This is a genomic window from Ferrimonas sp. SCSIO 43195 (genome assembly GCF_023716685.1).
Classification (GTDB): domain Bacteria; phylum Pseudomonadota; class Gammaproteobacteria; order Enterobacterales; family Shewanellaceae; genus Ferrimonas; species Ferrimonas kyonanensis.
This window is the reverse complement of record NZ_CP072679.1, coordinates 3390636-3415951: the sequence shown is the minus strand read 5'-3', so window position 1 is coordinate 3415951 and position 25316 is coordinate 3390636. Positions and strand designations below refer to the sequence as shown.

At 55.1% G+C, this 25316-nt stretch carries 24 protein-coding genes, 1 other RNA gene and 1 pseudogene; 17 read left to right on the top strand and 9 right to left on the bottom strand.

Annotated elements, in window-relative coordinates; translation table 11 throughout:
* Positions 1-37: 37 nt before the first annotated feature.
* Positions 38-943, bottom strand: coding sequence for a UTP--glucose-1-phosphate uridylyltransferase GalU (galU, locus tag J8Z22_RS15815; protein WP_028112201.1), 906 nt, complete (start codon positions 941-943; stop codon positions 38-40).
* Between the two features lie 152 nt (positions 944-1095).
* Positions 1096-1389: a helix-hairpin-helix domain-containing protein gene (locus J8Z22_RS15810; protein WP_028112202.1), complete on the bottom strand. Its 294-nt coding sequence runs from the start codon at positions 1387-1389 to the stop codon at positions 1096-1098.
* 505 nt (positions 1390-1894) lie between these two features.
* On the opposite strand from J8Z22_RS15810, the gene J8Z22_RS15805 reads away from it, so the two are divergent.
* The 6 genes from J8Z22_RS15805 (at position 1895) to J8Z22_RS15785 (ending at position 6154) form a co-directional block, all read left to right on the top strand.
* The gene (locus J8Z22_RS15805; protein WP_245595566.1) at positions 1895-3229 is read left to right on the top strand and encodes a DASS family sodium-coupled anion symporter; all 1335 of its coding nucleotides are present in this window, start codon (positions 1895-1897) and stop codon (positions 3227-3229) included.
* A 206-nt stretch (positions 3230-3435) separates the two neighbouring features.
* Positions 3436-3532: signal recognition particle sRNA small type (ffs, locus tag J8Z22_RS15800), an RNA gene on the top strand.
* 80 nt (positions 3533-3612) lie between these two features.
* On the top strand, positions 3613-3831 hold the full coding sequence (locus J8Z22_RS22235) for a DUF6538 domain-containing protein (RefSeq protein ID WP_371877984.1): 219 nt from the start codon (positions 3613-3615) through the stop codon (positions 3829-3831).
* A 180-nt stretch (positions 3832-4011) separates the two neighbouring features.
* On the top strand, positions 4012-4296 hold the full coding sequence (locus J8Z22_RS15795) for a hypothetical protein (protein WP_252007029.1): 285 nt from the start codon (positions 4012-4014) through the stop codon (positions 4294-4296).
* Positions 4280-4843, top strand: a complete 564-nt coding sequence (locus J8Z22_RS15790; protein ID WP_252007028.1) for a site-specific integrase — start codon at positions 4280-4282, stop codon at positions 4841-4843. Before J8Z22_RS15795 ends, J8Z22_RS15790 begins: the two co-directional genes overlap by 17 nt.
* 714 nt (positions 4844-5557) lie before the next feature.
* Positions 5558-6154 (top strand): hypothetical protein, encoded by a 597-nt coding sequence (locus J8Z22_RS15785; protein WP_252007027.1) that lies wholly within the window; start codon positions 5558-5560, stop codon positions 6152-6154.
* A gap of 292 nt (positions 6155-6446) precedes the next feature.
* Here J8Z22_RS15785 and J8Z22_RS15780 read toward each other — a convergent pair.
* From J8Z22_RS15780 to J8Z22_RS15750, 7 genes and pseudogenes are all read right to left on the bottom strand, one after another.
* Positions 6447-7608, bottom strand: a pseudogene (locus tag J8Z22_RS15780) (IS3 family transposase).
* Positions 7609-7836: 228 nt separating this feature from the next.
* Positions 7837-9726 carry a hypothetical protein gene (locus tag J8Z22_RS15775; RefSeq protein WP_252007026.1) on the bottom strand — a complete coding sequence of 630 codons (1890 nt, stop codon included), beginning with the start codon at positions 9724-9726 and terminating at the stop codon, positions 7837-7839.
* A 497-nt stretch (positions 9727-10223) separates the two neighbouring features.
* Positions 10224-13667, bottom strand: coding sequence for a DEAD/DEAH box helicase (locus J8Z22_RS15770; protein WP_252007025.1), 3444 nt, complete (start codon positions 13665-13667; stop codon positions 10224-10226).
* A 5-nt stretch (positions 13668-13672) separates the two neighbouring features.
* On the bottom strand, positions 13673-14122 hold the full coding sequence (locus tag J8Z22_RS15765; protein WP_028112207.1) for a hypothetical protein: 450 nt from the start codon (positions 14120-14122) through the stop codon (positions 13673-13675).
* A gap of 45 nt (positions 14123-14167) precedes the next feature.
* On the bottom strand, positions 14168-14716 hold the full coding sequence (locus J8Z22_RS15760) for a hypothetical protein (protein ID WP_252007024.1): 549 nt from the start codon (positions 14714-14716) through the stop codon (positions 14168-14170).
* Positions 14713-15708, bottom strand: coding sequence for a hypothetical protein (locus J8Z22_RS15755; protein WP_252007023.1), 996 nt, complete (start codon positions 15706-15708; stop codon positions 14713-14715). Before J8Z22_RS15755 ends, J8Z22_RS15760 begins: the two co-directional genes overlap by 4 nt.
* Positions 15709-15882: 174 nt before the next feature.
* Positions 15883-16539, bottom strand: a complete 657-nt coding sequence (locus J8Z22_RS15750; protein WP_028112210.1) for a HEPN domain-containing protein — start codon at positions 16537-16539, stop codon at positions 15883-15885.
* Positions 16540-16874: 335 nt separating this feature from the next.
* Between J8Z22_RS15750 and J8Z22_RS15745 the strand changes: the two genes are divergently transcribed.
* The 11 genes from J8Z22_RS15745 (at position 16875) to J8Z22_RS15695 (ending at position 25202) form a co-directional block, all read left to right on the top strand.
* Positions 16875-17420: a Na+/H+ antiporter subunit E gene (locus J8Z22_RS15745; RefSeq protein ID WP_252007022.1), complete on the top strand. Its 546-nt coding sequence runs from the start codon at positions 16875-16877 to the stop codon at positions 17418-17420.
* Positions 17407-18390: a universal stress protein gene (locus tag J8Z22_RS15740; protein WP_252007021.1), complete on the top strand. Its 984-nt coding sequence runs from the start codon at positions 17407-17409 to the stop codon at positions 18388-18390. Before J8Z22_RS15745 ends, J8Z22_RS15740 begins: the two co-directional genes overlap by 14 nt.
* A 5-nt stretch (positions 18391-18395) precedes the next feature.
* On the top strand, positions 18396-18674 hold the full coding sequence (locus J8Z22_RS15735) for a monovalent cation/H+ antiporter complex subunit F (RefSeq protein WP_252007020.1): 279 nt from the start codon (positions 18396-18398) through the stop codon (positions 18672-18674).
* Positions 18661-18960 (top strand): monovalent cation/H(+) antiporter subunit G, encoded by a 300-nt coding sequence (mnhG, locus tag J8Z22_RS15730; RefSeq protein WP_252007019.1) that lies wholly within the window; start codon positions 18661-18663, stop codon positions 18958-18960. Before J8Z22_RS15735 ends, mnhG begins: the two co-directional genes overlap by 14 nt.
* Entirely contained in the window at positions 18948-19277 is a 330-nt protein-coding gene (locus tag J8Z22_RS15725) for a DUF4040 domain-containing protein (RefSeq protein WP_252007018.1), read from the top strand. Before mnhG ends, J8Z22_RS15725 begins: the two co-directional genes overlap by 13 nt.
* Before the next feature lie 56 nt (positions 19278-19333).
* Complete coding sequence (locus J8Z22_RS15720; RefSeq protein ID WP_252007017.1) at positions 19334-19978, top strand: Na(+)/H(+) antiporter subunit B; 645 nt, start codon at positions 19334-19336, stop codon at positions 19976-19978.
* Entirely contained in the window at positions 19979-20284 is a 306-nt protein-coding gene (locus J8Z22_RS15715; RefSeq protein ID WP_252007016.1) for an NADH-quinone oxidoreductase subunit K, read from the top strand.
* Positions 20284-21717 (top strand): complex I subunit 5 family protein, encoded by a 1434-nt coding sequence (locus tag J8Z22_RS15710; RefSeq protein WP_252007015.1) that lies wholly within the window; start codon positions 20284-20286, stop codon positions 21715-21717. The genes J8Z22_RS15715 and J8Z22_RS15710 overlap by 1 nt, the downstream gene beginning before the upstream one ends.
* Positions 21714-23210, top strand: coding sequence for a proton-conducting transporter membrane subunit (locus J8Z22_RS15705; protein WP_252007014.1), 1497 nt, complete (start codon positions 21714-21716; stop codon positions 23208-23210). The genes J8Z22_RS15710 and J8Z22_RS15705 overlap by 4 nt, the downstream gene beginning before the upstream one ends.
* Positions 23207-24490 (top strand): proton-conducting transporter membrane subunit, encoded by a 1284-nt coding sequence (locus J8Z22_RS15700; protein ID WP_252007013.1) that lies wholly within the window; start codon positions 23207-23209, stop codon positions 24488-24490. The genes J8Z22_RS15705 and J8Z22_RS15700 overlap by 4 nt, the downstream gene beginning before the upstream one ends.
* Positions 24491-24698: 208 nt before the next feature.
* A complete protein-coding gene (locus J8Z22_RS15695) occupies positions 24699-25202 on the top strand; it encodes a porin family protein (RefSeq protein ID WP_252007012.1) in 504 nt (167 codons plus the stop codon).
* Positions 25203-25316 lie beyond the last annotated feature (114 nt).

Sequence of the window (25316 nt, the reverse complement as noted above, 5' to 3'; positions counted from 1 at the left end):
CAGCGGCACCAGGCCGCTGTTTTAGGGAGAAATACCGTTAAAAACGGTCAACCACTTGTTTCAGGTAGGTTTTAAAGTCATCTTTTAATGACGGGTGGCGCAAGCCGTATTCCACATTGGCCATCATGTAGCCCAGCTTGCTGCCACAATCGTGGCTGCAGCCCTTCATGGCGTAGGCGTTGACCTGCTCTTGTGCCAACAGCATGTCGATGGCGTCGGTCAGTTGAATCTCGTCGCCAGCGCCCGGAGGCGTTTTGCTCAGCAGTGGCCAGATGTGCTCGGACAGCACGTAACGCCCTACCACCGCCAGGTTTGATGGCGCGTCTTCGACCGCCGGCTTTTCCACCAAGGCATTGATGGCGGCAGACTCCCCTTCGGCCAGGGTGACGCCATTGATGTCGGCCACGCCGTAGCTGGACACCTCCTGCTCGGGCACCGCTTCCACCATGATCTGACTGATGCCGTCTTGCTGGTAGCGGTTAACCATGTCGGCCAGGTTGTCTTTTTTCGGATCACTGGCGACGTCATCGATCAGCACATCGGGCAGGATGATGGCGAACGGGGCTTCGCCCACCAGGGGTTTGGCACACATAATGGCGTGACCCAGCCCTTTGGCTTCCCCTTGACGCACATGCATGATGGTGACGTCCTTGGGGCAGATGGCCTGGACTTCGTCCAGCAACTGACGCTTGACCCGCTTTTCCAGCGTGGCTTCCAGTTCGAAGCTGGTATCGAAGTGGTTCTCAATGGAGTTCTTACTGGCGTGGGTGACCAACACAATCTCTTTGATGCCGGCTTCGATGGCCTCTTTGACCACATACTGGATCAGAGGCTTGTCCACCACCGGCAGCATCTCTTTAGGAATGGCCTTGGTGGCGGGAAGCATGCGGGTGCCAAGTCCGGCTACAGGAATGACCGCTTTCTTGACTGAGCGAGTCTGCATGGGCTGTGTCCTTTGGGTCGAGTATGAATACCGCTGGCGATCTTATTCGTTTTGAGCGGGGATTTCATCCCCTTGCGTCGAGCCGCCGGACACAACAAGCGATGGCCGTTACGACCATCGCTGAAACAGAGTCTCACGTGCCGTGCCGGCGTTCAGAATTGAATGCGGTCATTATTGGCGGTGATGATCTGTTCACCAATGCCTTTGACCTCAGCCAGTTGTGCCAACTCGGTGAACGGGCCGTACTGTTCACGGTAGGCGACAATGGCTTCGGCTTTACTGGTGCCCACCCCCTTGAGGCCGCTGGCCAGTTGTTCGGCATCGGCGGTGTTGATGTTGATGGTGTTGGTGATCGTGTCCATCTGTGACGGGGCCGGTTCGTCGGCGGCGAATACCAGGGCGGGTGCAGCCATCAGCGCTGCCATAAACACAAAGAGTTTTAGCATAGTCCTTTATTCCTTCAGTCGGTTTAGGGTGGTGGGCACCTCCGAGTGCTCACTTAGGACAAGCTAGCCGAGTTTTATCTGCATCAAGGTGACTTTTTGTGATTGTCACAGGTCATCTTTGTAACTCACAGTGTGATTTTTTGTGATCAGGATCGGCGGTGGTGCTCGATGGCTCGTGATCACGATCCCGAACCTGGTTTTTGGGGTAAGCAACAAAAATCTGAAAACTCGGGACTTTTGAAAGAAAATCACAAGTGGTCACAGTTCGACTTTGGTCTAATCGCACCGTGATAACGCCATTGCTGCTCACTGTGGCGACTTTCAATTCCGTTGTCACTGTGCGGTGGGTCCGAGGAATTTGGTACTCAGTTTCAGGATTCGGACTCTTGTTTGATCACATTCTGCTCCCCTAATCTAATAAAAAACACTCTAGGTTTAAGGGAATTTTATGTCCGACATCACACAGTCACAGGGCGTGACCGAGCCTGGCTTCTTTAGCAGCTTAATGGACCGAAAGATGGCCATTTTGCTGGCAGACGTGGCGCTGTTTGCCGCACTGATTGCCTGGCTTCCGTTTGACGCCCAAATCAACAAAGGCTTGGCAATGCTGGTTTGTGTGGCCATTTTGTGGCTCACCGAGGCGATTCACATCAGCATTACTGCGTTGCTGGTGCCGGTATTGGCGGTGGCCCTCGGGGTGTTCTCCATGCCGGCGGCGATGGCCAACTTCTCCAACCCGATCATCTTTTTGTTCTTTGGTGGCTTTGTCATGGCGGCGGCCTTGCATGCCCAGGGGATCGATAAGCTGATTGCCGGCAAGGTGATTAACATGGCCGGCGGCCGGTTGGGGGTGGCGACCCTGATGCTGCTGAGTGTGACGGCGTTGCTGTCGATGTGGATCAGTAACACCGCCACGGCGGCGATGATGCTGCCACTGGCCTTGGGGATGTTGTCGCAACTGGATAAAGAGGACAATCACCGCACCTACGTGTTCGTGCTGTTGGGCGTGGCCTACAGTGCCAATATCGGTGGCATCGGTACCATCGTCGGTAGCCCACCGAACGCCATTGCCGCCGCAGAGGTGGGACTGAGCTTCTTCGAGTGGATGGAGTACGGCATTGCGGTGGTTCTGCTGCTGTGGCCACTGGCCATCGGTGCGCTGTATTTCTTCCTTAAGCCGAACCTGAAACAGAGCTTCAGCTATCGCGCGGCGGCGGGACGGTTGACGGCCAACGGTAAGTGTACCCTGCTGGTGTTTATGCTGACCGTCAGTGCCTGGATCTTCTCCAAGCCCCTGAGCGCGGCCCTGGGAGGCATCGCCAAGTTCGATACCTTCGTGGCACTGAGCGCCGTCGGCGCCCTGGGGATCTTGCGACTGGTGAACTGGAAGCAGATCGAAAAAACCACCGATTGGGGCGTACTGCTGCTGTTCGGCGGTGGCCTGACCCTGAGTGGGGTGCTCAAGACCACCGGCACCAGTGTGTTTATGGCCCATCAGATCACCGACCTGTTTGGTTCTTCGCACATGGCGCTGTTTGTGCTCGCCACCACGGTGTTTGTGGTATTGCTGACCGAGTTTGCCAGTAATACCGCCAGTGCGGCGCTGTTGGTGCCGGTGTTTGCCTCCATCGCCGAGGCGCTGGGGATCTCCTCGGTGATGCTGTCGATGGTGATTGCCTTCTCCGCTTCCTGTGCCTTTATGCTGCCGGTGGCGACGCCGCCCAATGCCATTGTGTTTGGCGCTGGCTACATTAAACAGAGCGAGATGATGCGGGCCGGTGTTCTGATCAATGCCATCGCCATTGGCGTTATCTATCTGTTGTCGCTGATTCTCTGGTAACGGCTAGGGATGGTGTCGGCAGGCCTTGAGTCCGGCATCATGCCATTGGCGCCACCTGGCTGGGGTGAACGCGGCGTTGCTATGGCGACAGAGTAGGGGGAGTGCTTAAAGCTTGCGCAAACGCACGGCTATACGCATCCGCCCCTTGCAACCAACAGGTGCATTAGCGATAATGCGCCTGCCTTCGGGGCACATGTCTATGATGCCCCCGGTCCTCTCGCAATAATAGTACGTGAACTCGGCCAGGCCCGGAAGGGAGCAACCGCAGCGTATGACTTATGTGCCGGGATGTGGCTGGGGGTGTCACCAATTCTTTTCCTAAGAGTTGGACTTTAAAGGAAAAATCTAAACGAAGCCGCTGGTGATACACTAGGTGGTACACAATGCGTGATTTTTCTGGTTCCAAATCTTCACTCAATACCCCTAAAACTACCCCCTATCTATTCCAGTCCAGACATGGTGTTTGGTATGCCCGTGTGGTTGTTCCCAAGGGTTCCTATGAGGGAGCTAAACGCTCTGAGCTAAGACGCTCCTTGGGCACCAAATGCCACAGAGAAGCCATACAGCGATCCTGGCGAGTTCTTGAGGAGCTGACTTCTTAGGCATGGGATCAGCCCTCAGATAACACCCAAGAAGCTCGTATAGTCCCTCGGCAGGCAACTCAGTGGAACAGAATCGAAGCTATCAGCAGGAAGCCTGCAGATGACTCTCCCAAGCTCTCAGAGGTCATCAAGCTCTTTACCGCTGAGAAGCTGAAGGTCAACGCTTGGAAGCCGCACGAGGTGGCACACAACGAGTTTGCTTATAGGGAGCTGCTGGAGATCGTGGGAGACATCAGGCTCAGTCAGTTCGATGGCAAGGTAGGTCTGAAGTACAAGCAGCACTTCTTAGATGCAGGGAAGCTCTCGGTAGCGACCATCAACAAACGCTTAGGCAAGGCTAAGAACTTGCTGCAATGGGCTGTTCCTCATTTTGGTAATCACAACCCGATGGTTGGCATGACCATCAAGCTGAAGGTGAAGGTCAGTGAGCAGCGTAAGGCGGTGTCTGATGCTCAGAGCAGCTAGAGTATTTGGAAGTATGGGTAAGGAGAGCTTCAAGCGGTGGTTTCCCTTCCTTGGTGCCTACACAGGTGCTCGTATCGCCGAGATCTCTCAGCTCTACCTTGATGACTTCTGTGTTCAGGATGGTCTCCCCTGTATCCACATCAGAACGGATAAGCCTGACCAGTCACTGAAGACCGTCCACAGTGAACGCATCATCCCTATTCACCAAGACCTCATCAATGAGGGCTTTCTGAAGTTTGTAGAGGCTCGTAGGGCTGAGGGGCATCGGAGACTGTTCCCTGAGTTGCCATCAGGTAACAGGAGAGGCTTTGGTCATAAGCCATCCCTGTGGTTTACCAAGTTCAGAGCCAAGCTGGGTTGGGGAGACGGAGAGACCTTCCACAGTTTGAGGCACACGGTGATCACCAAGCTCAAGCGGCAGGGCTACAGCAGTGACCTAGTTGCGGGGCTTGTGGGGCATGGGCATGGGTCTATTACCTTTGACCGCTACGGTAAGGACTACAGGGTCGTTGAGGTTGCTCCTCTGATTCGGGCTATCGACTACTAGTAAGTATGCTGCGAAGAGACATGTTCAAAATGAGGGGAAGGGCGGAGTCATAGCCGCACCCTTTCCAGAGAACTCAACGATTGTCGTACCCAATGTAGTTTGTCGCATTTGTTAACCCTTCAGCCAGTTCGTTCGCTTGCTCTTTGGTAAGGTGAAGTGTGATTTGCTCTCCTTTACTTGGGCAAACTCTCAAAAACAATTGGTCATCACCGAAGTATGAGGTTCGGAAAATTTCGACGTAAGTTTTGGGCTTCTGAGTGTCAGCTCTCCCTTCACTATTAGCTGGGTACAGGTCTGCGTCAAAATACATAGTTGTCGACATTTGGAGTTTCCTTAGTTTTGATAGTGAAACCACAAGATGAGGTTAAACATCATTCAACTCAACCGGTTGTTTTAGTGGCTTACTGAACGTCACCCTCTAAATCAACAGCACTGTATTTGCTTGGTCTAGCATAGCCCCCTCTTGAAGACCACAGTACTGGAGATGTTCCATTGTAGGCGGGGCAGGGCTGATTGAATGAACGAAAGGTGAAAATGGGGCCAGAGATACAGGGATAGAGAGTTGTGGTTCTTAATTAGCTTCAGGTGCGCATCGCGGCCCGACAGTAATGCACAGGAAATCACATGGAGGGAAAGGTTGCACCTTCACTGTGATATCTCCCATCTTCCAGATATGGGACAATCTTTAACCGCCCCTTTTTATTGGATTTAGTGATGGACGAACAAGCGCAATTAAGTTTGCACTATGCAGTGCAGAGCATCCTTTCTGTTGCACGGCAGCAAATGGACTTTGGTTTTAGGGATTGGATTCAACTGGCGACAGTTTTAGTCGCGCTGTTTGGGCCTCCTTTAATCTTATACATTCGGCACGTCATGGAGCGTAAGCGTGAAGCCATCATGCAGTCAAAACGCAAGCAACAGGCTGCGACTAGTTTGATACTCGCAGTGAGGCTGGCTAGTGAACGCATAGGTAGTAATTTGCAGCGTCTAGAGCTGTCACTCCGAAGACTTAAGGAAAAACGTGAGGGTGACCCCGAGGCCATCATTGGCTTGAGGATGCAAGCCCATGCTGATTTACATGAACACCTCAATGACGTGAGAAAGGAGCTTACTTCCAGCCTTTACGCTGATGAAGAAGCAATGGAAGGCTTCATGAAGTATGCGAATGCAATCTATCGTCTTGAACAGGAAATGATCGATTCGTTGAAAGAGATCAAGCCACCTGAAAATCGTTTCAATGATTCTTTGAGAAAAATAAGCATGGAATTTGTAGAACGTTTATTGACGTTCATACCATCCTCAGAGCAATAATTTTGCACACCTGGGGTCTGTGGTACAGTCTTTCTGAGATTATCCCCTTTAACAAAAAGACCGTGACTATCACTGTCAACGAGGACGGGATTTTTGATCTGAACGGTGTGCGCAAAACATTCGACAACCCTCGTAGTAAGCAACCTAGTCTCTGGCAAAACGCTGTCTGGTCGCACTTTGTTCGCTTTCTGAGTGTCGTTCGCGCGAATGGTGAAAGCGGGTCTACCTACGCAACCGAAAATGCTCTCTACAGCTATGTCATGCGGTGTGACGTTGAGTTCTACTGTAGTGGTCAATTAAAACTGGCTACGGTTTTAGAGTCAATCCGGTATAACCGCTCAGATTCATTCGGGGTTAATCCGCCGTTGTAATGATGCGGTCGAACCTGGCTGTAATACCCGCTCATGTAATCGATGATCGAGCACTTTGCTTGTCGAAAGATGCTGTATCCCGTTGATGGTACCCACTCCGATTTAAGGCTGAGGAAAAAGCGTTCCATTGGACTGCTATCCCAGTAATTCCCCCTTCGGCTCATGCTTTGCGTCATCTGATAGCGCCAGATGTACTGCCTGAATCGACGACTGGTGTAATGACTGCTTTGGTTTGATTGGAAAATGACGTCTTTGGACTCCCCACGGCTTTCATAAGCCACTGTTAGAGCTTTGGCTGTTAACGTACTGTTCGGTGATAATGACATGGCTCAGTCAACGGGCTTGCGAGCGAATAGGTTTGGCACCACTGCTAGATATGCCTCCCGAGTGCCAGCCCAGATGTAAGTGACATCACCGCACCAAACCTGATCAGGTTGCGTCACGGCAAATTGCCGGTCGAGCAAATTCGTGATGGCAATATGCTCCTAGTTCGCTTTTCTGTACGAGTGTTTGGGTAGCTGGCAGCTTACCAACCCCAGCTCTTTCTTTAACTTGGTGGCTCGATAGCGGATAAATGGAACACCTCGTTGTGTTGCGATACCAGCAATGGTTCTGGCTCCCGATGAGCCGTTACTCTCGGTATGTATGCTTCGTATTATCGTGGCTAATTCGGCCTTCTGCTTCGGGTAAGGCGTATCAGGTGACGCCTAGTACTTGAAGCTGCTCCGGTGTACCTCAAACACATCACAGAGCGGTTTTACGGCATGGCTCGTCTTGAGTTTCTCGATTATCGAGAACTGTTCAGGGAGTCCGACATCAAGAGAGCCGCAGCCTTTTTCAAAATCACCTTTTCTTCTTCGAGGCGTTTAATACGTCGTTCCAGCTCTCTTCAGTCATAGGAGCTGCTTTCGGCGACTTACCGTTACGCACTTCTCGAAGTTATCGAACCCACTTATCTATAGTGGATTTACCGACGCCCATCGCTTTGGCCGCAGCCTTGACGGTAAAGCCGTTATCAACGACTAATTGGGCAGCCTCAAGCCCGACCTCGGCGGTGAAGGAGGGTCTTGTACGTTTGCTCATTGTGTCCCCTGTTTTGCTACGAAGGCGATGGTATCACCACCAACCAGATGGCCAAACTCACTATGCCACTACAAGTGGATAAAGTTGTCTGACCATAGGATGATCAGTGACATTGTTGGCGGGGGGCTGTGCTTTTGAGCGTACTCAGTTCCGCATTCTGGTAGATAGCAAGTTTGAACAAAGAGACACTGAGGTTAACCCGTTTTAGTGAATACTAAAATCGTTAGATTAAAGCGTCCACTCATGCGATTCAATTTCACTCCATTTTTTATGCTTTGCTAGTAATTTGCAATAGTACTTTTTACATAATGATTTTATTTTTTTGAAAACTGTTTTTGGTCTAGCGATGAATGGTACTATTGCTAGTAGAAATGAGGCTTTAGCGAGCGGCGTGTCATTTGGTGTATATAGATTATAGGCGATTGTGGTTATGATTAAAGGGATGCCAATAAAATATAAAAACATTAGGGATAAGGATAGAGTTCTAACTTTTAATTTTGACCACTCCTGCTTTTTTCTATGCTCTTTATGTTCAATCTCTTTCAAGCGACTTATTGCTAATTTCCCTTCCCTTGCCTCTCTTTCTAATCTGCTTCTCTCGTTGCTAGCCGATCGAATAGTATCAGTGCTTAGCAAGTTAAATTGCTCGTCGATATTTTCTTTATTGAATTCTTCTGGAGAGACTAAAGTTCTTCGTAATTGATCATATGCGGTTGCTGCTGTATCTTCATCAATACTTCCACTCTCAAACTCAGATACAATTTGCTTGAATCTATCTGAGACCTCATGGCCAAAATGACTTGAAAGTGTAACCTTTACTCTTGTAATTATATCAAAGGAGACAGGGGTGACAGATCTATTTCCAAGCCCTTTATTTAACTTGAACCATAGCCTCTCAGTTAAAAATTCAACATTTGATGCGAAGGGGATATTTATTTTATCAGATTTTATTATTTCGGAGAAGGCCAAGCTTTGTGCAAACCTACTCTCAGTAAGAAATATTGCGGATATTTCATCGAGTGCGATATTATTGACTCCATCTCTTAGGAAATTTATCTTTGTGAATATTTTCAATGTTCGAGCAATTTTATTTGTATCTGTAACTCCACTATTGCTTTTTATTTCATCTAGTGTTTTTATTCCTTCTACATTAAGCTCTGGTTTGCTGTAGTAGTTTTGAGGTGTTTCCTTTGTTATTCCTAGTTGTTTTAATTTTGATAAAAAGTTGGATTTTTTTATTGTAATATCACTAGGCAATACACATCCGTTGACAATTGACACCATAGCAACTTTGGCAGGATCAACAGAACGCTTGTTTTTAATAATCTGAGTAGCAGCATAGAAAAAATCATCTATGTCTTTTTCTGTTTCTTCAAAATAATGAAGGGTAATATTCCCACCTCTTTTATTTGCATTTGCTTCTTTTATCAATTCGTTAAATTGGTTGAATATTTTTTCATGTAATAACCCATGTAGGCTTGTTGCACTAAATAGTATTTCGGTATCTAGAAAAATTCTTAAATCTCCCCTCCAGTTACCAAGCGTGGCTAAGTCAGGCGTGTATCTAATTCCTTCGTATAATATCAGGCCCTCCTCAATAAGTTTGATCTTTTTTAGAAATTTCTCGTCAGATTCTTTTGATAAAAGAAACCTGCATATTTGCTCGAAATAATAACCATTTTCAGCCCTTCCTAATAGGTGGTTATAAAACTCAGTGCTTATTTTCTTTTCATTAATATCAAGGTTAGATCTAACCTTAATGTGACTAATTAATTCAGAAATTACTTGTTCACAAGAAAAGTTTTGCTCGTCTACAGTCTTTGAAAATTCATCATTACTTCCAAATTTGTTAGTTATGGTGAAAGTACCACTCTTTACTTCAAGTTCTCCTTTTTTTGTTAAACGTTTTCTTAGGCATGTTGATAATACGGCATGTGGGATATCAAGCGAAAACTCTTCTTCTAAAAGGCTATTGCATTCATCAAGAGAAAATACCTTTAGTGCTTTTTTTGTTATAGCTCCCCTAACAAAGTCAGATATGACATCATATATGTCCCTATCAGTGTCGCTGAGGACTCTGAATACAGAAACTGAAGCAAGAAGTTGTTGTTTTTTCATAATTGAACTCATATTAATTTTAGGTGGTGTTGCTGTCATCTCTATTCTGTCTATTTAATTTTTGGTTAAAATCTCAACCTGGCTAGGGCTGATTCAAAGGACTACAGTTACTGGAGCTGCTTTAAGTCCCAAAAGCTTCTATTCGCTTAATTGCCAGAGTAATGAGCCACCTGTCTCTAGTTGTTCAGATAGCTCAGGTATGCTCTCGCCTTGGCAACTAGCTGTTCGACACACATTGATGCCAGAGCAGTCAGGTCTAGATTAACACATTGAATTTACGAGTAAAAGTAACGAAGTTTGTTTGCTTTTTTCGACAGGACGAAGCCTTACCATCTGTAGAAAGAAGAATGCCTCAGAGTTAGCATCTTTCTTGTTTGTATCTTGAAGGAGCCAGTAAAGTGCTTCTGTGTATGGCAGTTATAATGTGCTGGCTAAGTTTACTCAGTCATGCCGGAAATTACGGCGGCCCGCGAATGAGCGGGCCGTTGTGTTATGCCTCAGGCGGGGCGTCGAGCCTTGGGACGTTGAGGCTGAGGCTGGGGAGGCAGGATGGCGCATTTGGGGATGCGGGCGATGATCTCCGCAAACAGGTTGCGTTCGCCATTGCGGCAAGGGCGGCGCAGAAACGGCAGGTGGCCAAAGAACACCAGGTTTTCCTTGGCGCGGGAGCAGGCCACATTGAGCCGTTTCCAGTCCAGCAGGAAGCGCAGGTTGCCGTAGGTGCGCACGGTGGAGTAACACACCAACTCCGCTTCGCTGCCCTGAAAACTGTCGACGGTGTTGATGCGAATGCTCAGTCCGCCCCAAGTGTATTCGCCGTGGCTTTCGTTATCGCAGACTTTGGCCATCATCGCCCGAATGGTGCGTTTCTGGGCCCCATAGGGGGTGATCACCGCCACTTGTCGGGTGTCCTCGCCCTTGAGTTTGTGCCGCTGCGCGTTCAGGAAGCGGATGATGGCGCTGGCCTCTTCGCGGTTGTACTGGCTGGTGTCCTCGCGCTGCTGCCGGCCGCGAACGTCCTGCCACATCAGGGTGTGGGGCAGCAGAAACTCGGACTCGTCGATGATGCGGCCGTTCTGCAGTTGCCGCTGGCCATTCGGGCTGTAGAACAGCTCTGCCACCAGGTCACCAATCTGTTTCGGCATTCGGAACTGCTCGCCGAGGAAACTCTTCGACTGGGCCGGCAGGCCATCGTAGAGGGTTTCAAAGAAGCTGGTCTCCAGAAAGGTCTCTTTCAAAAACGGCAGCTCCTCGCTGGCTTCATCGGTCTGCAACAGCGGCGCCACGCTGGGTGGCAACTGAAAATGATCCCCGATCAGAATCACTTTCTTGGCTCTGAGCATGGGAATCATCAGCTCCGGCACCGTCGAGCGACCGGCTTCATCGATGATCACCACGTCGAAGCGCAGCTGGTCGATGCTCTGTTGCCGTGACGCCAGTCCGACGCAGGTGGCCCCCACCAGGTTGTGGTTTTGCAGCAGCAGCCAGGTCAGCTCCTGGTTCAGCGCCGGGGCTGGTTCATCCTCTTCGGTAACCGGGCCCAGTACGCCGTTCAGCCAATGACTGGCCAGCGCTCGGTCGTCGGCCTGAGCGCTGACGGCGGCTTGGGTGGCCGCCTGGCGGCTGAGGTCGACAAACTCTTGTTGCCGCTTGCCCAGGGTGTAATTGCGCAGCTGGCCTTCCACCTTCTTCTCCGGGCCGATGCGAAGCAGCTTGACCTGGCCGCTGCCCAGTTGTGGCTGGTGCAGATCGATGAACCGGTCCAGGGCGTTGTCGACGGCGGCGTGCTGCTGCGACACCAGCAGCACCCGGGTCTCCGGCTGTTGGCTGAAAATCTGGTGCAACATCTCGACGATGCTGGTGGTTTTGGCGGTGCCCGGAGGCCCCTGAATCAGCGCCAGGTGACGTTCGGTCAGCGCCGTGGCGATCACCTGTTTCTGGGTTGGGGTCAGTTGCGGATTTTGCCATTGCACCGGCTGGCTGAAATGCTGATGCCAGAAGGGATCTCGCTCGCCCTGATACTGCCCGGGCGCCAGCAGAATCTGTTTGATCTGCGGCGAGGCCAGGGCGTCATGGCGAAACGCTTCCAGGGCGGTGTGCTGGCGGTTGAGGGCGTCGTCGTACTTGTGCAGGGTCAGTTGCAGTGCCACGGACCCCGGGTGTTGCTGCAAAGTGTGTTGCAGCTGCCGACCGTGGGCCCACGGCAGCCCTAGGTTCAGACGTTTGCCCTGAATGACCAGCTCCAGCTTATGCCGGGCTCGAGGCGGCAAAGGCTCCAGCCAACGGTGTTGGCCCTGACCGTCATCGCCCCAGTAGCTGAGGCGACAGCGTGGCTCGAAACCGCTGCGCTGAATCTGTTTGCAGGCGTCGATGAACTCCGCCAACGGTGCGTCGGCAGCGGCCTGCAACGACAGCTGCAGCTGTGCCGCCTGCTCGTCCGGTTCACTGGCGATCCCTTCTACCGTTAGTTGCAGCTGGCTTTGTTGATAGTCCATTACCTGTTGCCACTGCCCCAGCATCTTGGCCTGAGCCAGCCGCTGCTGCTGATTGGCATCGGCGGCGGCAATCTGGGCGGTTAGGTTGACCAATTGCTCGAAGGCGTCAGGGTTGGTGGGGGTCTGCCCAACCAGGCGGGCGTCCACCGCGACCATCGCCAGGGGCAGTTCAAATCCCTGGCCGTGATCCTGGTAGGGGTCGATGTGCTGTACCGTCAGCGCCGATAACGAGGCGTCCATGTGGCAGTGCAGGCGCAGATTATGACGGGCGATCACCAGCTGGTTGCCCTCCAGCGCCAGCATTCGCCACGGGGTGGTGTCGGCACCATCCAGTGCCGCTTCCCAACCGGGCTGCAGCAGCTTGGCGTCCAGAAACAGAAACAGCCCGCCTTGCTCCTCTGAGCCCAGCTCAGCGCTGTCGAGCATGCTCACCTGAATCCGCTTGAACTTGGGATTGAGGTTGCCCGGCGAATCGCTCAGCAGCAGGTTGTACTGATCGGCGTAGGCATGCACCTGCTGGCCGGGTAGCAGTTCAATCAGCGGGTTATGGGTCAATTGAATCGGCAAGTTGGCGCGGACGATGCCCAGCTCCGACTGCAGCAGGTAACCGAGGCGGGTTTTGCGTTCCACCTCCAGTGGAATTGGCTCGCCCGCCAGGATGTGGTCGACCCAGAGGCGGCCCTTGGCGACGCAGCCGTAAAACAGTCGTTTGCCTTTGGCACTGGTCTTGTGGTGAACGATCTGCAGTGGAATTGCATCCCGCTGAGGGTAGTCGAAGAACAGCCGCTCCTGAAAATCGCTGCTCCAGCCCTGCATCACCCGGTTGTTGGTCAGGTGCAGACGGCTGTTAAACGCCATGTTGCTGTCGAGCTCCTGTTCCTCAATCAACACCACCTTACCCACGTAAAGCCAGTCGTGAGGCAGGGTGGCCGACGGCAGCTCAATGTCGCCGAGCAGGGTTTGCAGCGATTCGATGTCGTGGCGGTTGTGATCCAGGGTCGACCAATAGTGGTCGAGCTGGGTGCGGTACCAGTCCAGGTAGTGGCCAAAGGCCCGCAATCGGGCCTGGGCATCTTCAATCTGGCAGTAGCTTTGCTTCAGGGCGCGGCGACGGTAGGGGCTGATGCTGTCGTCCTGCAACTCTCTGGCCAGCTGGGGCGGCAGCTTACTGAGCTCGGCATCGATGGCGGCAATTTTGCTGCGCTGACGCTGATGTTCTTCACCGAGTTTGGTCAGCACCTGCTCCAGAGCCTGGCGCAGGTGCAGGGCATTGGCGGTTTCCAGCTCGATGCCATGGGCGGCCAGCTGTTGGTTGAGGGCATCGATGTCGGCTCGTAAATGGCTGTGGCGCCGCTGCTCCTCCTCGGTGGCCTTGTCGAAATACCAGGCGGCGGCGGAGGCGGTCAGGGCGACGCCGACACCGATAGCGGTTAGGGCTGCAAGCATGCGGGTCAGTCCTGGCTGGCGCTGTGAAGCTGTTGCAGCAGCACAATTTCATCGGCACTGGCGTCTCCGGTGGCTACCTTGGCGCGAAGCACGGCGATGGTTTTCTCGCGACTCTGCTGGTCTTGTTGCCACTGCTGGTGCCGTTGGCTGTGGCTCAGTCGCTCAGTTTCGGCGTTGTATTGCTCCACTTCCAGCTCTTTGCTGCGCTGATGGAAGGCGGTCTGCTGCTTGCGCACCTCGTTGTCCGATTGCTGCATCTCTTTGAGGGCGTCGGCTTTGACCTGGATGGTCCGCTCCCGCTCGCTGCGCAGTTCGTTGTAGCTGCTGTAGGCCTTGACGCCCTCCTGGGCCAGTTCCACCAGTTGCTGGCCGTCCAGCTTGTCGACCGCCTTGGCGGCGGCGCCTTGCTGAGTAGCCTTAGTCTTTTTCGATACGGTTCTGGTCGGGGTTTTCATTATCAGTTCTCGGCAATTAGTTGAAACGGTCAACGGGCGCGGTGGTCATTCAGACGGCTCATTGAGGGCATACACCAGGCACGCCAGTTGCGCCTGCATCAGGGCATCGGCGGCGTGGGTCAGGGTCGTTAATCTGGGGCAACTGCTGCGGCTTTGGCGTCTCAGAGCCCGCACCTGGGTCAATAGCATCTCCAGGCTTTTGTGCTGGCTTTTCAGCTGCGCCAGCAATCGTTCGGTGTGTTGCTGATGCTGCTCCAGCGTGGTTTCCAGCAGGGATAATCGGTGTTGCTGTTCCAGTTGCCACAGGTTCTGCTTAATGGCCAGCACCTCACTGGCGTTGGCCACCTTGCGTGTCAGCTCCTGCTTTCTGGCTTGCAGTTGTTCGGTAATGGCCTTGGCCCGCTGCAGTTTGCAGTAGGAGTTGATGGCATCGGCCACCGAGATGGCGGCGTCGACCCAGGCGGCCACCGGGTTGGCGCCCTTGGCGCCGTGGCGCACCAGTTGCAGGGCGGCTCGGGAGTTTTTGACGACCCGGGCATGGCGGCTGCTGCCAAGATTCAACTGATTGAACTGGAACAGTTCGACGGTCTTCATGATGACTCCCTGTCGGCATGCAGTTGCTGACGTAAGACGTGGTGGCCGAGAATCAAGGCCCGGCTGCTCTGGGTCAGAGATACACTGCGGCTCATTAGCGGTGGCAGTGGTGTTTCGGTGGCGACCAGTTCGGTGACCGGAATCAAGCTCGCTTCGGGCCAGTGCAGATCGGTCTTGCGGGTCATGGCCGCTTCAAACTGGGCCAATGGCATACCGGTGACCCGGCATATGTCCTCGCTCAGTGGCGGTAGCGGCGTCAGTGCCCCGGCGATCAGCTCCGGTACTCGGTGCTCGATGCGACACTGCAGCACCGGCAGTTGTACCGTGATGCCTCGCCAATAGTCGGTTTCCAGTGGGGTGCCGGCTGCCAACTCGACGGTGCGATAGCGCAGCGTCTGCTCAGTGCCGTCGACGCTGAGCTGAAACTGCCAGCCCTGGCACTGGCTGCGGAGAATGTCATGATGCTGGGGCCATAGCCGGGTCATAAAGTCGATGAAGGCTTCGCCGCTGTCGTCGGTCAGGCCTTTGGTCAGGCGCCGGGTCTGCAGCACTTTTTGAATGTTCCAGTCCTTCTCAAACTCGGGAACCGTCACCGCGTCATCGACATCGCTAGCGGGGTGCAGTCGTTGCTCCGATTCGGCGTGATGCAGGCTACTGATGCCATCCACCACGTCCAGCCACAGCCCCTGGCTCTGGCCATTCAGCGCCGAGGCCTGTGCCATCTCCTGGCCCATTTCGGTGAGTTGTTGTCGCTCCAGATCGAACCAACCCAGCCCCTCCAGTCGGGTCAGAATCGGCGTCAGGTGGGCGTCGGTGAGGGCGGTGATGCGCTTGATGTCAGCCAGGGTGCGGCATTCTTCGGCCAACGCTTGCAGCACAAACTGCGACACCTTGCCTAAGGCGTCGAGCAGTTGATGCTGCAGGGTAAGGCGGTAACGCCGGACCGGAAGTTGGACTTTCAGGGGTGCAGGTAGAGTGCCCGGTGAATTCATAGATCAGGTGCAGGTCTGTGCTTTTTTATTTGTGGAATCAATCTTATCACAGCCCGACGGCGGTTCGCTTGCAGGCAGAATGGGCACCTGCCTGAAAACACGACAGGTGCGGCAACGGCAGCGTGGTGGTTCGTCATCGAGGTTAAGGTTCGACGACGGATCGCTCTGCTTGAGTCAGGAGGCCACCACCGGGTAGAAAGGGTCTCCCCAGATCTGATCGGCATTGTCCATCATGATGTCGATAACGATGGGTACCAGGCTGCGCAAGATGGCGCAGCAATCCCTGAGTTGCTGGCGGTTCAGCTGACTGTTCCAAGTGGCTCCGCCATGAACCAGTTGATTGCGAAGGGTGTAGATGCGCTGCAGGGCAATCGCCAGCACCCTGGGGGTGTTTTGTTGGCTCAGTGCTTTAGCCGCCTGGTGCCTGGCCTCACTGAACTGCTGTTGCCATTGCTCGCTGCCTGGCTTGCCGTTGAGGTGATCCCAGAACGGCTGAAAAACGTGTTGATTGTCGAGCAGCACTCGAATGGGGCCTGGGTACTGCTGCCAGACCAGGGCACTGAGTCGTTGCTCGGGGTCCAATTGGCACAGCCGGGTCAGGAAGCGATTGGAGGCATCCAGTTCGCTGCCGCGGTACTGGGCATCCATGTCGTTGGCGTAGGCGGCGTTAAAGGCGATCCACAGGAAGATGAATTCGCCGTCGGGGTCATCGTCGCAGGCTTCCGAGCGCTGCAGCCAACTCAGGGCGCGATGCACCCTCAGGCTCAGGTTCTCGGAAAAGCCGGCTCTCAGCTGCCGCTGCTTAGTTTTTAACTGGTTAAACTGCTTCATTTTTTAATTATTTCTCCGTGCTGGCACACCATAACACAGAAGGGAAAGTGGACCCCAATGGTGACGTGACCTTTGCCGTGTCTGGCCCGAACTCCTCTGTCTCTGAGAGCCGATGAGCCTTGGAAACAAGCGCCGGCCCACGTTGTCGCGGTGGCCAACTTGGCCAGACCCGCAGCATTCATCATCTACACTTGGGAAGATGGAGAGTTGTGGTTGCATCGGCGCGCTTGTGACTGGCTGACATCGGGCCACCTTGCTGTTTGTCATCCTTCGGCGTTGGCGCGTGGGTTTTTCGAGCCCCCCGTGGGCAGCTTAACCGACATTGAGGCTTTGGCATGAATCGACGATCTGGCTGGAGCGGGCTGGGAAAGGGGCCGAGTGTTGACCGTCGACGCATCGCGACCAGTGCGCTGATGTTTGCCGGGCTGTGGTGGGTGCTCAGTTCAGGTTCGGCACAGTCATGGGGGCTGGGGCTGCCGGTGGTGTGTATCGCGACCTTGGCCTATGTGACTCTGGTGCCGGCGTTCTCGTGTTCGGTCGTTGGCTCGATGCGCTTCCTCCAGTTTTTCTTGTGGCACTCGCTGCTGGGGGCCATCGACGTGGCCTGGCGCGCCTTTCACCCGGGCCTGCCCATCTTCCCGGGAGTGGTGGAGTTTCCAATACGATTGCCAAAGGGGTTGCCTCGGGTATGCCTGGTGAACACCATCAGTTTGCTCCCGGGCACATTGGGAATGGAGCTGCGTGCCAATCGTTTACAGATCCATGTGCTTGACCTGCGCAAAGCGGTCTGGCCGGAACTGATGAGATTGGAGCAGTTGGTGGCGCGAATGTTTGAAGTTTCCTTGGACTGTGATGCAGGGGCAAGTAGTGAAGCGGTTTAAAAACATTCTTTGCGTGCTGGAGCCCGAGCGCAGCTCCGTGCCGGTGCTGGAGCGGGCCATTGAGTTGGCGAATAGCAACCAGGGCAGGCTGACCGTTGTCAGTGTGGTGCCGCATGTCACTGTCGGGATTGGCGTGTCTGATGGCGGGCCGGATCTGGTCGACCTTCAGGATGCGATAGTCACTATTCACCGTCAGAAACTGGACGCCTTCATAGCGCCCTTTGCCACGCGCACCAAGATGGACATCAAGGTGTTGGTTGGGATTCCGTTCTTGCAGATTATTCATGAAGTCCTGCGTCATCACCGGGACCTGGTGATCAAGGTTCCCGAGCAGCGGGATTGGTTGGATCGTCTATTTGGCAGTGATGATATGCACCTGTTGCGGAAATGCCCCTGTCCGCTTTGGATCATCAAACCGCAGGCGCCCAAGCCTTGTCGCGTCATCCTGGCCGCCGTCGATGTTGATGATGCCTACCCCCAGGATGAGGCCGCGTCCGTAGAGGGGTTGAACCGACAGTTGCTTGAAATGGCCAGCGCCCTAGCACTGGCCGAATCGGCCGAGCTGCACATCATCCATGTATGGGAGGCCCCGGCCGAGAGCGCGATGCGAAATGGCGCATTCATGAGAACCGGGCAGACCGAGGTTGACGCTTATGTTCAGCAAATTAGGCGCCAGCGTTCGGCCTGCATGGAGAGTTTGATGCAGTCGCTGAAACACAGCATCGGTGCCGATGCACTGCAGTACCTTCGCCCGACGATTCACCTGATTAAGGGCGATGCCTGTCAGCAGATCCCGTCACTGAGTCAGCAGATTGATGCCGACCTGGTGGTGATGGGCACCGTCGCCCGAACCGGGGTGTCGGGATTGATCATGGGAAATACCGCCGAGACGATACTGGGTCAGATTCAGTGTTCCGTGCTTGCTGTGAAACCACCCGGCTTTAGCACGCCGGTGAAAGTGGATGGTTGACCCTTATGCAAATCGTTTACCTGTCCTTGGTGTTGGTGCTGCTTATCAATCTGGTTGTCGGTATGTGGCGGGTAGTGTGGGGCCCCACGGCGGCCGATCGCATGTTGTCGGTGCAGTTGTTAGGCACTTCCCTGGTGGCCATTTTGTTGATTTTGGCGCAGGCCTTAGGTCATTCGGCCCTGGTTGACGTGGCTTTGGTTTTTGCCTTGCTGTCGGCGGTCACGGCCGTGGCGTTTGTCAGATCGGCCTGGCGGACTAAGGAGCAGAAGAATGACCCCCATTGAGGTGTTCTCTGCCATTTTATTGCTGGCAGGGAGTGTGTTTTTTGTGGCAGGCACCGTCGGCTTGCTGCGTTTTCCTGATGTGTATACGCGGCTGCACGCGTTGACCAAGGCCGACAATGTTGGCCTGGGGTTGGTGATCCTGGGGTTGGCGGTTCAGGCACCTCATGGGTTTGGCGTGGGTAAACTGCTGCTCATTTGGGGGTTGGTGATGCTTGCCAGCGCAAGCATCGCCCACTTGATCGCCCGGCGGGCGTTGCAGCGGGGGATTAAGCCATGGACGGAATGACGCTGCTGTTTTGGTTGCTTGATGGACTGCTGGCAGTGGCGGTGTTGTGGCTGGCGTGGCTGGCATTGGCGACTAAACAGATGTTTAAGGCGATCGTGCTCTATGTCAGTTTCGGATTGTTGATGTCATTGGTGTGGGTTCGGCTCAATGCGCCGGACATCGCCTTGGCGGAAGCGGCGATAGGTGGTGGGCTGACCGGTGCCCTGTTGTTGGCAGCCATGGCGCGAATGCGGCGAAGCCGGCTGGCGGCACCGAAGGCCGAGCAGGATGGGGCCGGCGAACAATCGACGGTCAAGGGAGCGGAAAGTGAGCAGTGACCCGCCCCGCGGTGTCGTGGTCGGCGCCGTCGAAGTGATGGCTGCAAGAGGCTGGCATGAAGGCTAGGCTCAGGCCGTTACTGCTGCTGTTTTGGTTGGGGCTGGTGTACACCGTCGTCTCTCTGCCAGAGCACGCTGTCAGCCTGTCGGAAACGGTTGCGGCGAAGATGGAGGATAGTGGGGTCTCGAACCCGGTGACCGCGGTACTGCTGAATTTTCGTGGCTACGATACCTTACTGGAGTTGGCCGTATTGCTGGCGGCTCTGTTGGGGGTGTGGTCTTTGCGCATCGCCTCGGTGTCGCGGCAATGGAACCCGGGTCAGGTGCTGGACACCATGTCCCGTCAACTGGTTCCGGTATTGATTGTCTCGGCGGGGTATCTGCTCTGGGCGGGCACCAACGCCCCGGGCGGAGCCTTTCAGGCCGGTTCACTATTGGGGGCAGCAGGGGTACTGCTGCTGTTGTGTGGCTGGCGTATCGACAATCGGTTTATCGGTTTGCCGCTGCGGCTGTTGCTGGCATCGGGGCTGGGATTGTTTGTGTTGACCGGTGTTGCCCTGGCCGTGGCAGATGGCGCTTTTTTGCAGTATCCGCCCTCGGTGGCGGGTCAACTGGTGGTCGTGATTGAGGCCATGGCGACGCTGTCCATCGGCGCGACATTGGCGGCGCTGTTTTTGGGCGGGCACCCAGGGGAGGAGTGAATGGCTCACGCTTATTTCTACGCACTGCTTGGCGTTAGCGTGTTTGTTCTGGCCCTGCATGCCTTGATTCACAATGTGAATCTGTTGCGCAAGATACTGGCGGTCAATGTGATGTGCTCCGGGGTGTTTCTGGTGCTGGTGGCCTTGGCGTCCCGAACTTCGGGGGCGGTGGACCCGGTGCCTCACGCCATGGTCATTACTGGCATTGTTATCACGGTGTCAGCGACGGCGCTGGCACTGACGTTGATGTTGCGGCTGTATCAGGCAACGGGGAAAAACCAATTGTCTGATGGCTGTGGGGAGTAATGGACACTCCGTGGGGCGTGGTACTGATCGTCGTGCCTTTGTTGGGCGGCATCGGCTGCTTTCTGTTTCGTACCAAGGCCGGAGTCTTGGGTCTGGCCACGTCATTGGCGGTGATGGGGGCGACCGCGGGGTTGGGCTGGCAGTTGCAACAGATGGGGCCACAGCGCTATGCCATTGGTGGCTGGGGCGCGCCTCTGGGGATTGATCTTTACGCCGATGGGCTGAGCCTGTTGATGCTGGCGGTGGCCTCCGTAGTCGGGCTCGGGATCAGCGCCTACTCCTTTGATTACTTTGGTCGCGATAAATCCGTCCATTTCTGGTCATTGTGGCTGCTGCTTTGGGCCGCACTCAATGCCCTGTTTCTGTCGGCCGATATCTTTAATCTCTATGTCACTCTTGAGTTGTTGGGATTAGCGGCGGTGGCCTTGATCGCGCTGGACGGCGGGGCACAGGCCCTGAACTCGGCGATGCGTTATTGGTTGATCAGCCAGCTGGGGTCTTTGTTTTACCTATTAGGCATCGCCTTTATTTATCATGGGTTTGGCAGCCTGGATATCGCCGTACTGGCACAAAGAGTAGTGCCATCGCCGCCGGTTCTGGTGGCGCTAGGGGTGATGAGTGTCGGCCTGCTGATTAAGTCGGCACTGTTTCCACTGCATTTTTGGCTGCCGGCTGCCCACGCCTTTTCTCCGGCTCCGGTGAGTGCGCTGCTGTCGGCGCTGGTGGTGAAGGCCCCGTTCTACATTTTGTTGCGTCTGTGGCTGGAGGTTTTCCCCGCAGTGGATGGGTATGTTGCCCAGTTACTGGGGACCTTGGGGGCGTTGGCCGTTTTGTGGGGCGGGATCCTGGCGCTATGTCAGCAGCGGTTAAAGCTACTGATCGCGTATTCGACGGTGTCGCAACTGGGCTACCTGTTTCTGGCTTTTCCCCTTGGTATGAGCACCGCCTGGAAAGGCGGGCTTTATATGCTGTTGTCTCATGCAGTGGCGAAGGCGGCGATGTTTATGGCAGCGGGGAACATACAGCGGTTGGCTGGCCACGATCGCATCGCGGAGTTAGCGCCCGTTGCTCAGCGCATGCCTCTGACCTTCATTGCACTGGCACTGGCTGGAATCAGCCTGATGGGGTTGCCCCCCAGTGGTGGCTTCATTGCCAAGTGGTTGTTGCTGGAGGCCTCACTCGAGTCTGGCCAGTGGTGGTGGGGGGCGATTTTGCTTGTCGGCGGGTTATTGGCTGCGGCTTACGTGTTCAAAATCATCGCTCATGCCTTTACTCAGGCCGAGCCAGGCCATGACAGCCAAGGGGGCGTCGCTCGAATGGAGTGGACCGCCTTGCTGTTGGCGATGGCGGCCGTTGTGTTGGGGTTGGTTGCCCCCTGGCCGCTGGCCGTGATGGAGATCGGTGTTCCTTTTGGCGGGATTGTTTGCTTATGAACTGGGGCGAGGCTCTGCCGCTATTGGTGGTCGGCAGTTCCCTTGTTCCGGGGCTGGTCATCTTCTTCCTGCCTGAGGAGCGGGTGGCAACCCGAACAACGCTGAATCTGGCCGGCGCGGTGGTCAAGCTGCTGTTGGTCGGGGTGATGTTTTTTGGCCTGTTAAATGGCCAGCAATACCAGACCCGCTTGCCTCTGCTGCCGGGAATCGAATTGGTATTGAGTGCCGAACCACTGTCGATGTTGTTCCTGAGCTTGTCGGCGGCGCTGTGGCTGGTGACCACGGTGTACGCCATCGGCTACCTGGAAGGGTCCCCTTACCGCAGTCGATTCTTCGGGTTTTTCAGTGTGTGCGTCACGGCAACGGTTGGGGTTGCCCTGGCCGGCAACCTGGTGACCTTCCTGTTGTTTTATGAGCTGCTGACCCTGTGTACCTATCCGCTTATTGTCCATCGCGGCACCGAGATGGCGAAACGGGCAGGGCGAGACTATCTCGTTTACACCCTCGGCGGAGGGGCGTTATTGCTGTTGTCTACGGTTTGGCTGCATACCCTGTCCGGTACGACCGAGTTTCGGGCGCATGGTTTTCTGTCCGGTCTCGATGCTTCGTTGCATCCAACGCTGATGCTGATATTCGTCTTGTGTATTGCAGGCCTGGGGGTTAAGGCTGCCCTGGTTCCCCTGCATGGTTGGTTGCTTAAGGCGATGGTGGCGCCGGCCCCGGTGAGTGCCCTGCTGCACGCGGTGGCGGTGGTTAAGGCGGGGGCATTTGGGATTATTCGGATTGTGTATGACGTCTACGGCATTGAGTTTTCTCAAAGCCTCGGGCTGACCTTGCCTCTGGCGGTGGTGGCCGCGGTTACCATTCTCTATGGTTCGTTCCGGGCGCTGTTTCAGGATGAGCTCAAGCGACGGCTGGCGTTTTCGACGGTCAGCCAGGTGGCTTACATCATCCTTGGCATTGGTGTCGCCGGCCCGGTTGCGGCCACTGGCGGCTTGATTCACTTGGTGCACCAGGGGGTTCAGAAAATCACTCTGTTTTTGTGTGCCGGCAACCTGGCCGAGACCTTGGGGATTCATCGAGTCAGTGAAATGAACGGGGTTGGGCGCCGTATGCCCTGGACCATGGCGGCGTTCACCGTGGGGGTGTTCGGCATGATCGGGGCACCGCCCCTGGCAGGCTTTTTCAGTAAATGGTATCTCGGCATGGGGGCGCTGGCCTCCGATCAGGGCTGGGTCGTGTGGATTTTGGCAGGCAGCAGCCTGTTAAACGCCGCGTATTTCCTGCCCATTCTCTACGCCGCCTGGTTTGAGCCTGCGCCCACACGCTGGCCTGATGAGCGCTGTCTTGGGCAGCAGGAGACGGCCTGGATGCTGTTGATACCGCCATTGATTACCGCCACTACCGTTGTGGTTCTGGGGCTGTGGGCGTCGGCCCCCTTCAGTTTGGTGGAGTGGGTTAGCTTGATTGTCAGCCGGGCGGGGAGCGAATGAGCGATCTGTTGGTGCTACTTTCCCCCCTGTGGCCGTTGCTACTGGCGCTGTCTAAATCGCCACGGCGCCTGCTCTGGTCTGCGCATCTGGCGTTGCTGCCGGCCGCGGCATTGTTGCTGGTTTCGCAGCCGCTGATGGTGAAATTGCCGTGGCTGTATGCGGGGGCAGGGATGGGGCTGGATTCGCAGCGATGGTGGTGGTTGGCGGTATCGGTGCTGTTTTGGAGTATTGCGGCATTCCTCGGTGGCAAAACCACGGATACCGGGGGGGGAAATCGCCTGTTGTTGCTGTCGATGGCGGGGCAGTTAGGGGCGATTTTGTCGATGGATATGATTGTGTTTCTGTCGTTTTCAACCTTGATGGGCTATGCCTGCGTCGGGGTGTTGTGTGCGCAAGGCGATGGGGCTGCCCGGAGCGCCGGTCGCCTCTATCTGATGGCGTTGGTGGTGGCAGACCTGCTGTTGTTTGAGGCGATGTTGCTCGTGGCCGGGTTCAGCGGCTCGGTCGGGTTTACCTCCTTGCCCGAGGCGCTGTCGACCTTTGATTCTTCAACACTGTATCTGGCCCTGGTGATGACGGGGTTTGCTTTGAAAATCGGTTTATGGCCGTTTCATCAATGGCTGCCGTTGGCGCACCATCCGCAGCGGTTGGCCACATCCTTGTTGTTGTGGTTGGGGCCGGTCGCCACCGGCTTGCTCGGGGTGGCTCACTGGCTGCCGCTGGGTAAGGTGGTTGCGCCGGCGTTGGGGAGGGGGCTTCAGGCCTTTGGGGTTGCGGCGATGCTCTATTGCCTGATGGTTGTGGCCGTGGGGGCCCAGAGGCAACGACGGCCAGCCTATGTGGTCATTATGGTGACCGGGGGGATGGTTACGACACTGGGAGCGGCGATGGTGACCCCGGAGCTTTGGGAGCGCTATGGAGGCGTGGCATGGCCGTTGGTGGTGGCCTTGGGAATAGGGGCTAGCCTCGGGGTTGCTGGCTGGCAGAGCGCGGGCGGGAGAGCGCCAACGCCTGTGGGTGTGTCGCCACAGAGGGTGGCTATAGAGCGCTGCTACCTGGCGTGTGTCGCGTTGGGGCGGCGGGTGACGCTGCAGTCAGGGTTCGCAATGCTGGCGCGCTGGCTTATCTGGGGGGCAGAGCAGCGGCGTTTGTCATATTGGGTGAGGCTGTTTGAGACTGGCGAGCGATGGTTGCGGGTTTGGAGGGTGGCACTGTCGTTGTTGTTGCTGTTGTGCATTGTGGCGGTGGCATTGTGGCTGCTGCAGGTAGAGCCGCCTTGATGGTATGAATGCACCGGCCTGCCTGGTGACAGGCTTGGGGTCGAACCGAATTCGATACTGATTTGTTTGCGGCTGTGATCCGGGGCGCAAAACGGCGCAGGTTATTGGGCGTAATATGGGCACACACCACGAATTAGAGCTGGTGTTCTATTTGATTTAACTTGAGTTCTGGGCTTATGAAGTTCCGGAACGGCTCATGGAGTGATGCATGAAAAAGATCGTATTTGCCTGTTTGTTGATGCCGATGTGTGCCCTGGCATCGGAGCCTGCCGTCTATGTAGGTGGCCAGTATAACTTTATGGAAGTGGATGGCGGCCCCAGTGTCGATATCGGCGCCTTGAGTGGGCGCCTGGGGTATGAGTTCAATCGAAACGTGGCGGTCGAGGCACGTCTGGGCATGGGGGTGTCCGACGATACCCTGATGGGCGTCGACATTGAATTGAACTACTACTACGGCGTGTATCTGCGCGGTCAGATGCCGATGGATTCCGGTTTTACTCCCTATGTGATTGCCGGTTATACCAAGGGTGAGCTGGAAGCCAGCAATGACTTTGATAAAGCCAAGGAGGACGAAAACGATTTCTCCTACGGCATCGGGGTGGACTTCGCGGCCACCGACAACCTGGACGTGGGTCTGGAATACATGATGTACCTGGACAAGAATGACGTGGAAGTGTCCGGATTCAGCCTGGGTGTCACTTATCGGTTCTGATGCCGGTGGTGTCGTTGACAAGGGTGCCTGAGGGGCGCCCTTTTTTATTTTTTCTGTTGCCCCCATTGTTTTTCCGTTGCCCCGGTACAGGTTGCTGTTCTAATTGAAGAGTTT

Excerpts from the sequence above, each read along its gene's own strand:
- J8Z22_RS15770 (WP_252007025.1), bottom strand. The coding sequence starts at position 13,667 with ATGCTTGCAGCCCTAACCGCTATCGGTGTCGGCGTCGCCCTGACCGCC.
- J8Z22_RS15790 (WP_252007028.1), top strand. The coding sequence starts at position 4,280 with ATGCTCAGAGCAGCTAGAGTATTTGGAAGTATGGGTAAGGAGAGCTTC.
- J8Z22_RS15720 (WP_252007017.1), top strand. The coding sequence starts at position 19,334 with ATGAAGGCTAGGCTCAGGCCGTTACTGCTGCTGTTTTGGTTGGGGCTG.
- J8Z22_RS15695 (WP_252007012.1), top strand. The coding sequence starts at position 24,699 with ATGAAAAAGATCGTATTTGCCTGTTTGTTGATGCCGATGTGTGCCCTG.
- J8Z22_RS15810 (WP_028112202.1), bottom strand. The coding sequence starts at position 1,389 with ATGCTAAAACTCTTTGTGTTTATGGCAGCGCTGATGGCTGCACCCGCC.
- J8Z22_RS15805 (WP_245595566.1), top strand. The coding sequence starts at position 1,895 with ATGGACCGAAAGATGGCCATTTTGCTGGCAGACGTGGCGCTGTTTGCC.
- J8Z22_RS15735 (WP_252007020.1), top strand. The coding sequence starts at position 18,396 with ATGCAAATCGTTTACCTGTCCTTGGTGTTGGTGCTGCTTATCAATCTG.
- J8Z22_RS22235 (WP_371877984.1), top strand. The coding sequence starts at position 3,613 with ATGCGTGATTTTTCTGGTTCCAAATCTTCACTCAATACCCCTAAAACT.
- J8Z22_RS15760 (WP_252007024.1), bottom strand. The coding sequence starts at position 14,716 with ATGAAGACCGTCGAACTGTTCCAGTTCAATCAGTTGAATCTTGGCAGC.
- J8Z22_RS15765 (WP_028112207.1), bottom strand. The coding sequence starts at position 14,122 with ATGAAAACCCCGACCAGAACCGTATCGAAAAAGACTAAGGCTACTCAG.
- J8Z22_RS15750 (WP_028112210.1), bottom strand. The coding sequence starts at position 16,539 with ATGAAGCAGTTTAACCAGTTAAAAACTAAGCAGCGGCAGCTGAGAGCC.
- J8Z22_RS15700 (WP_252007013.1), top strand. The coding sequence starts at position 23,207 with ATGAGCGATCTGTTGGTGCTACTTTCCCCCCTGTGGCCGTTGCTACTG.
- galU (WP_028112201.1), bottom strand. The coding sequence starts at position 943 with ATGCAGACTCGCTCAGTCAAGAAAGCGGTCATTCCTGTAGCCGGACTT.
- J8Z22_RS15745 (WP_252007022.1), top strand. The coding sequence starts at position 16,875 with ATGAATCGACGATCTGGCTGGAGCGGGCTGGGAAAGGGGCCGAGTGTT.
- J8Z22_RS15705 (WP_252007014.1), top strand. The coding sequence starts at position 21,714 with ATGAACTGGGGCGAGGCTCTGCCGCTATTGGTGGTCGGCAGTTCCCTT.
- mnhG (WP_252007019.1), top strand. The coding sequence starts at position 18,661 with ATGACCCCCATTGAGGTGTTCTCTGCCATTTTATTGCTGGCAGGGAGT.
- J8Z22_RS15775 (WP_252007026.1), bottom strand. The coding sequence starts at position 9,726 with ATGAAAAAACAACAACTTCTTGCTTCAGTTTCTGTATTCAGAGTCCTC.
- J8Z22_RS15755 (WP_252007023.1), bottom strand. The coding sequence starts at position 15,708 with ATGAATTCACCGGGCACTCTACCTGCACCCCTGAAAGTCCAACTTCCG.
- J8Z22_RS15785 (WP_252007027.1), top strand. The coding sequence starts at position 5,558 with ATGGACGAACAAGCGCAATTAAGTTTGCACTATGCAGTGCAGAGCATC.
- J8Z22_RS15715 (WP_252007016.1), top strand. The coding sequence starts at position 19,979 with ATGGCTCACGCTTATTTCTACGCACTGCTTGGCGTTAGCGTGTTTGTT.
- J8Z22_RS15725 (WP_252007018.1), top strand. The coding sequence starts at position 18,948 with ATGGACGGAATGACGCTGCTGTTTTGGTTGCTTGATGGACTGCTGGCA.
- J8Z22_RS15710 (WP_252007015.1), top strand. The coding sequence starts at position 20,284 with ATGGACACTCCGTGGGGCGTGGTACTGATCGTCGTGCCTTTGTTGGGC.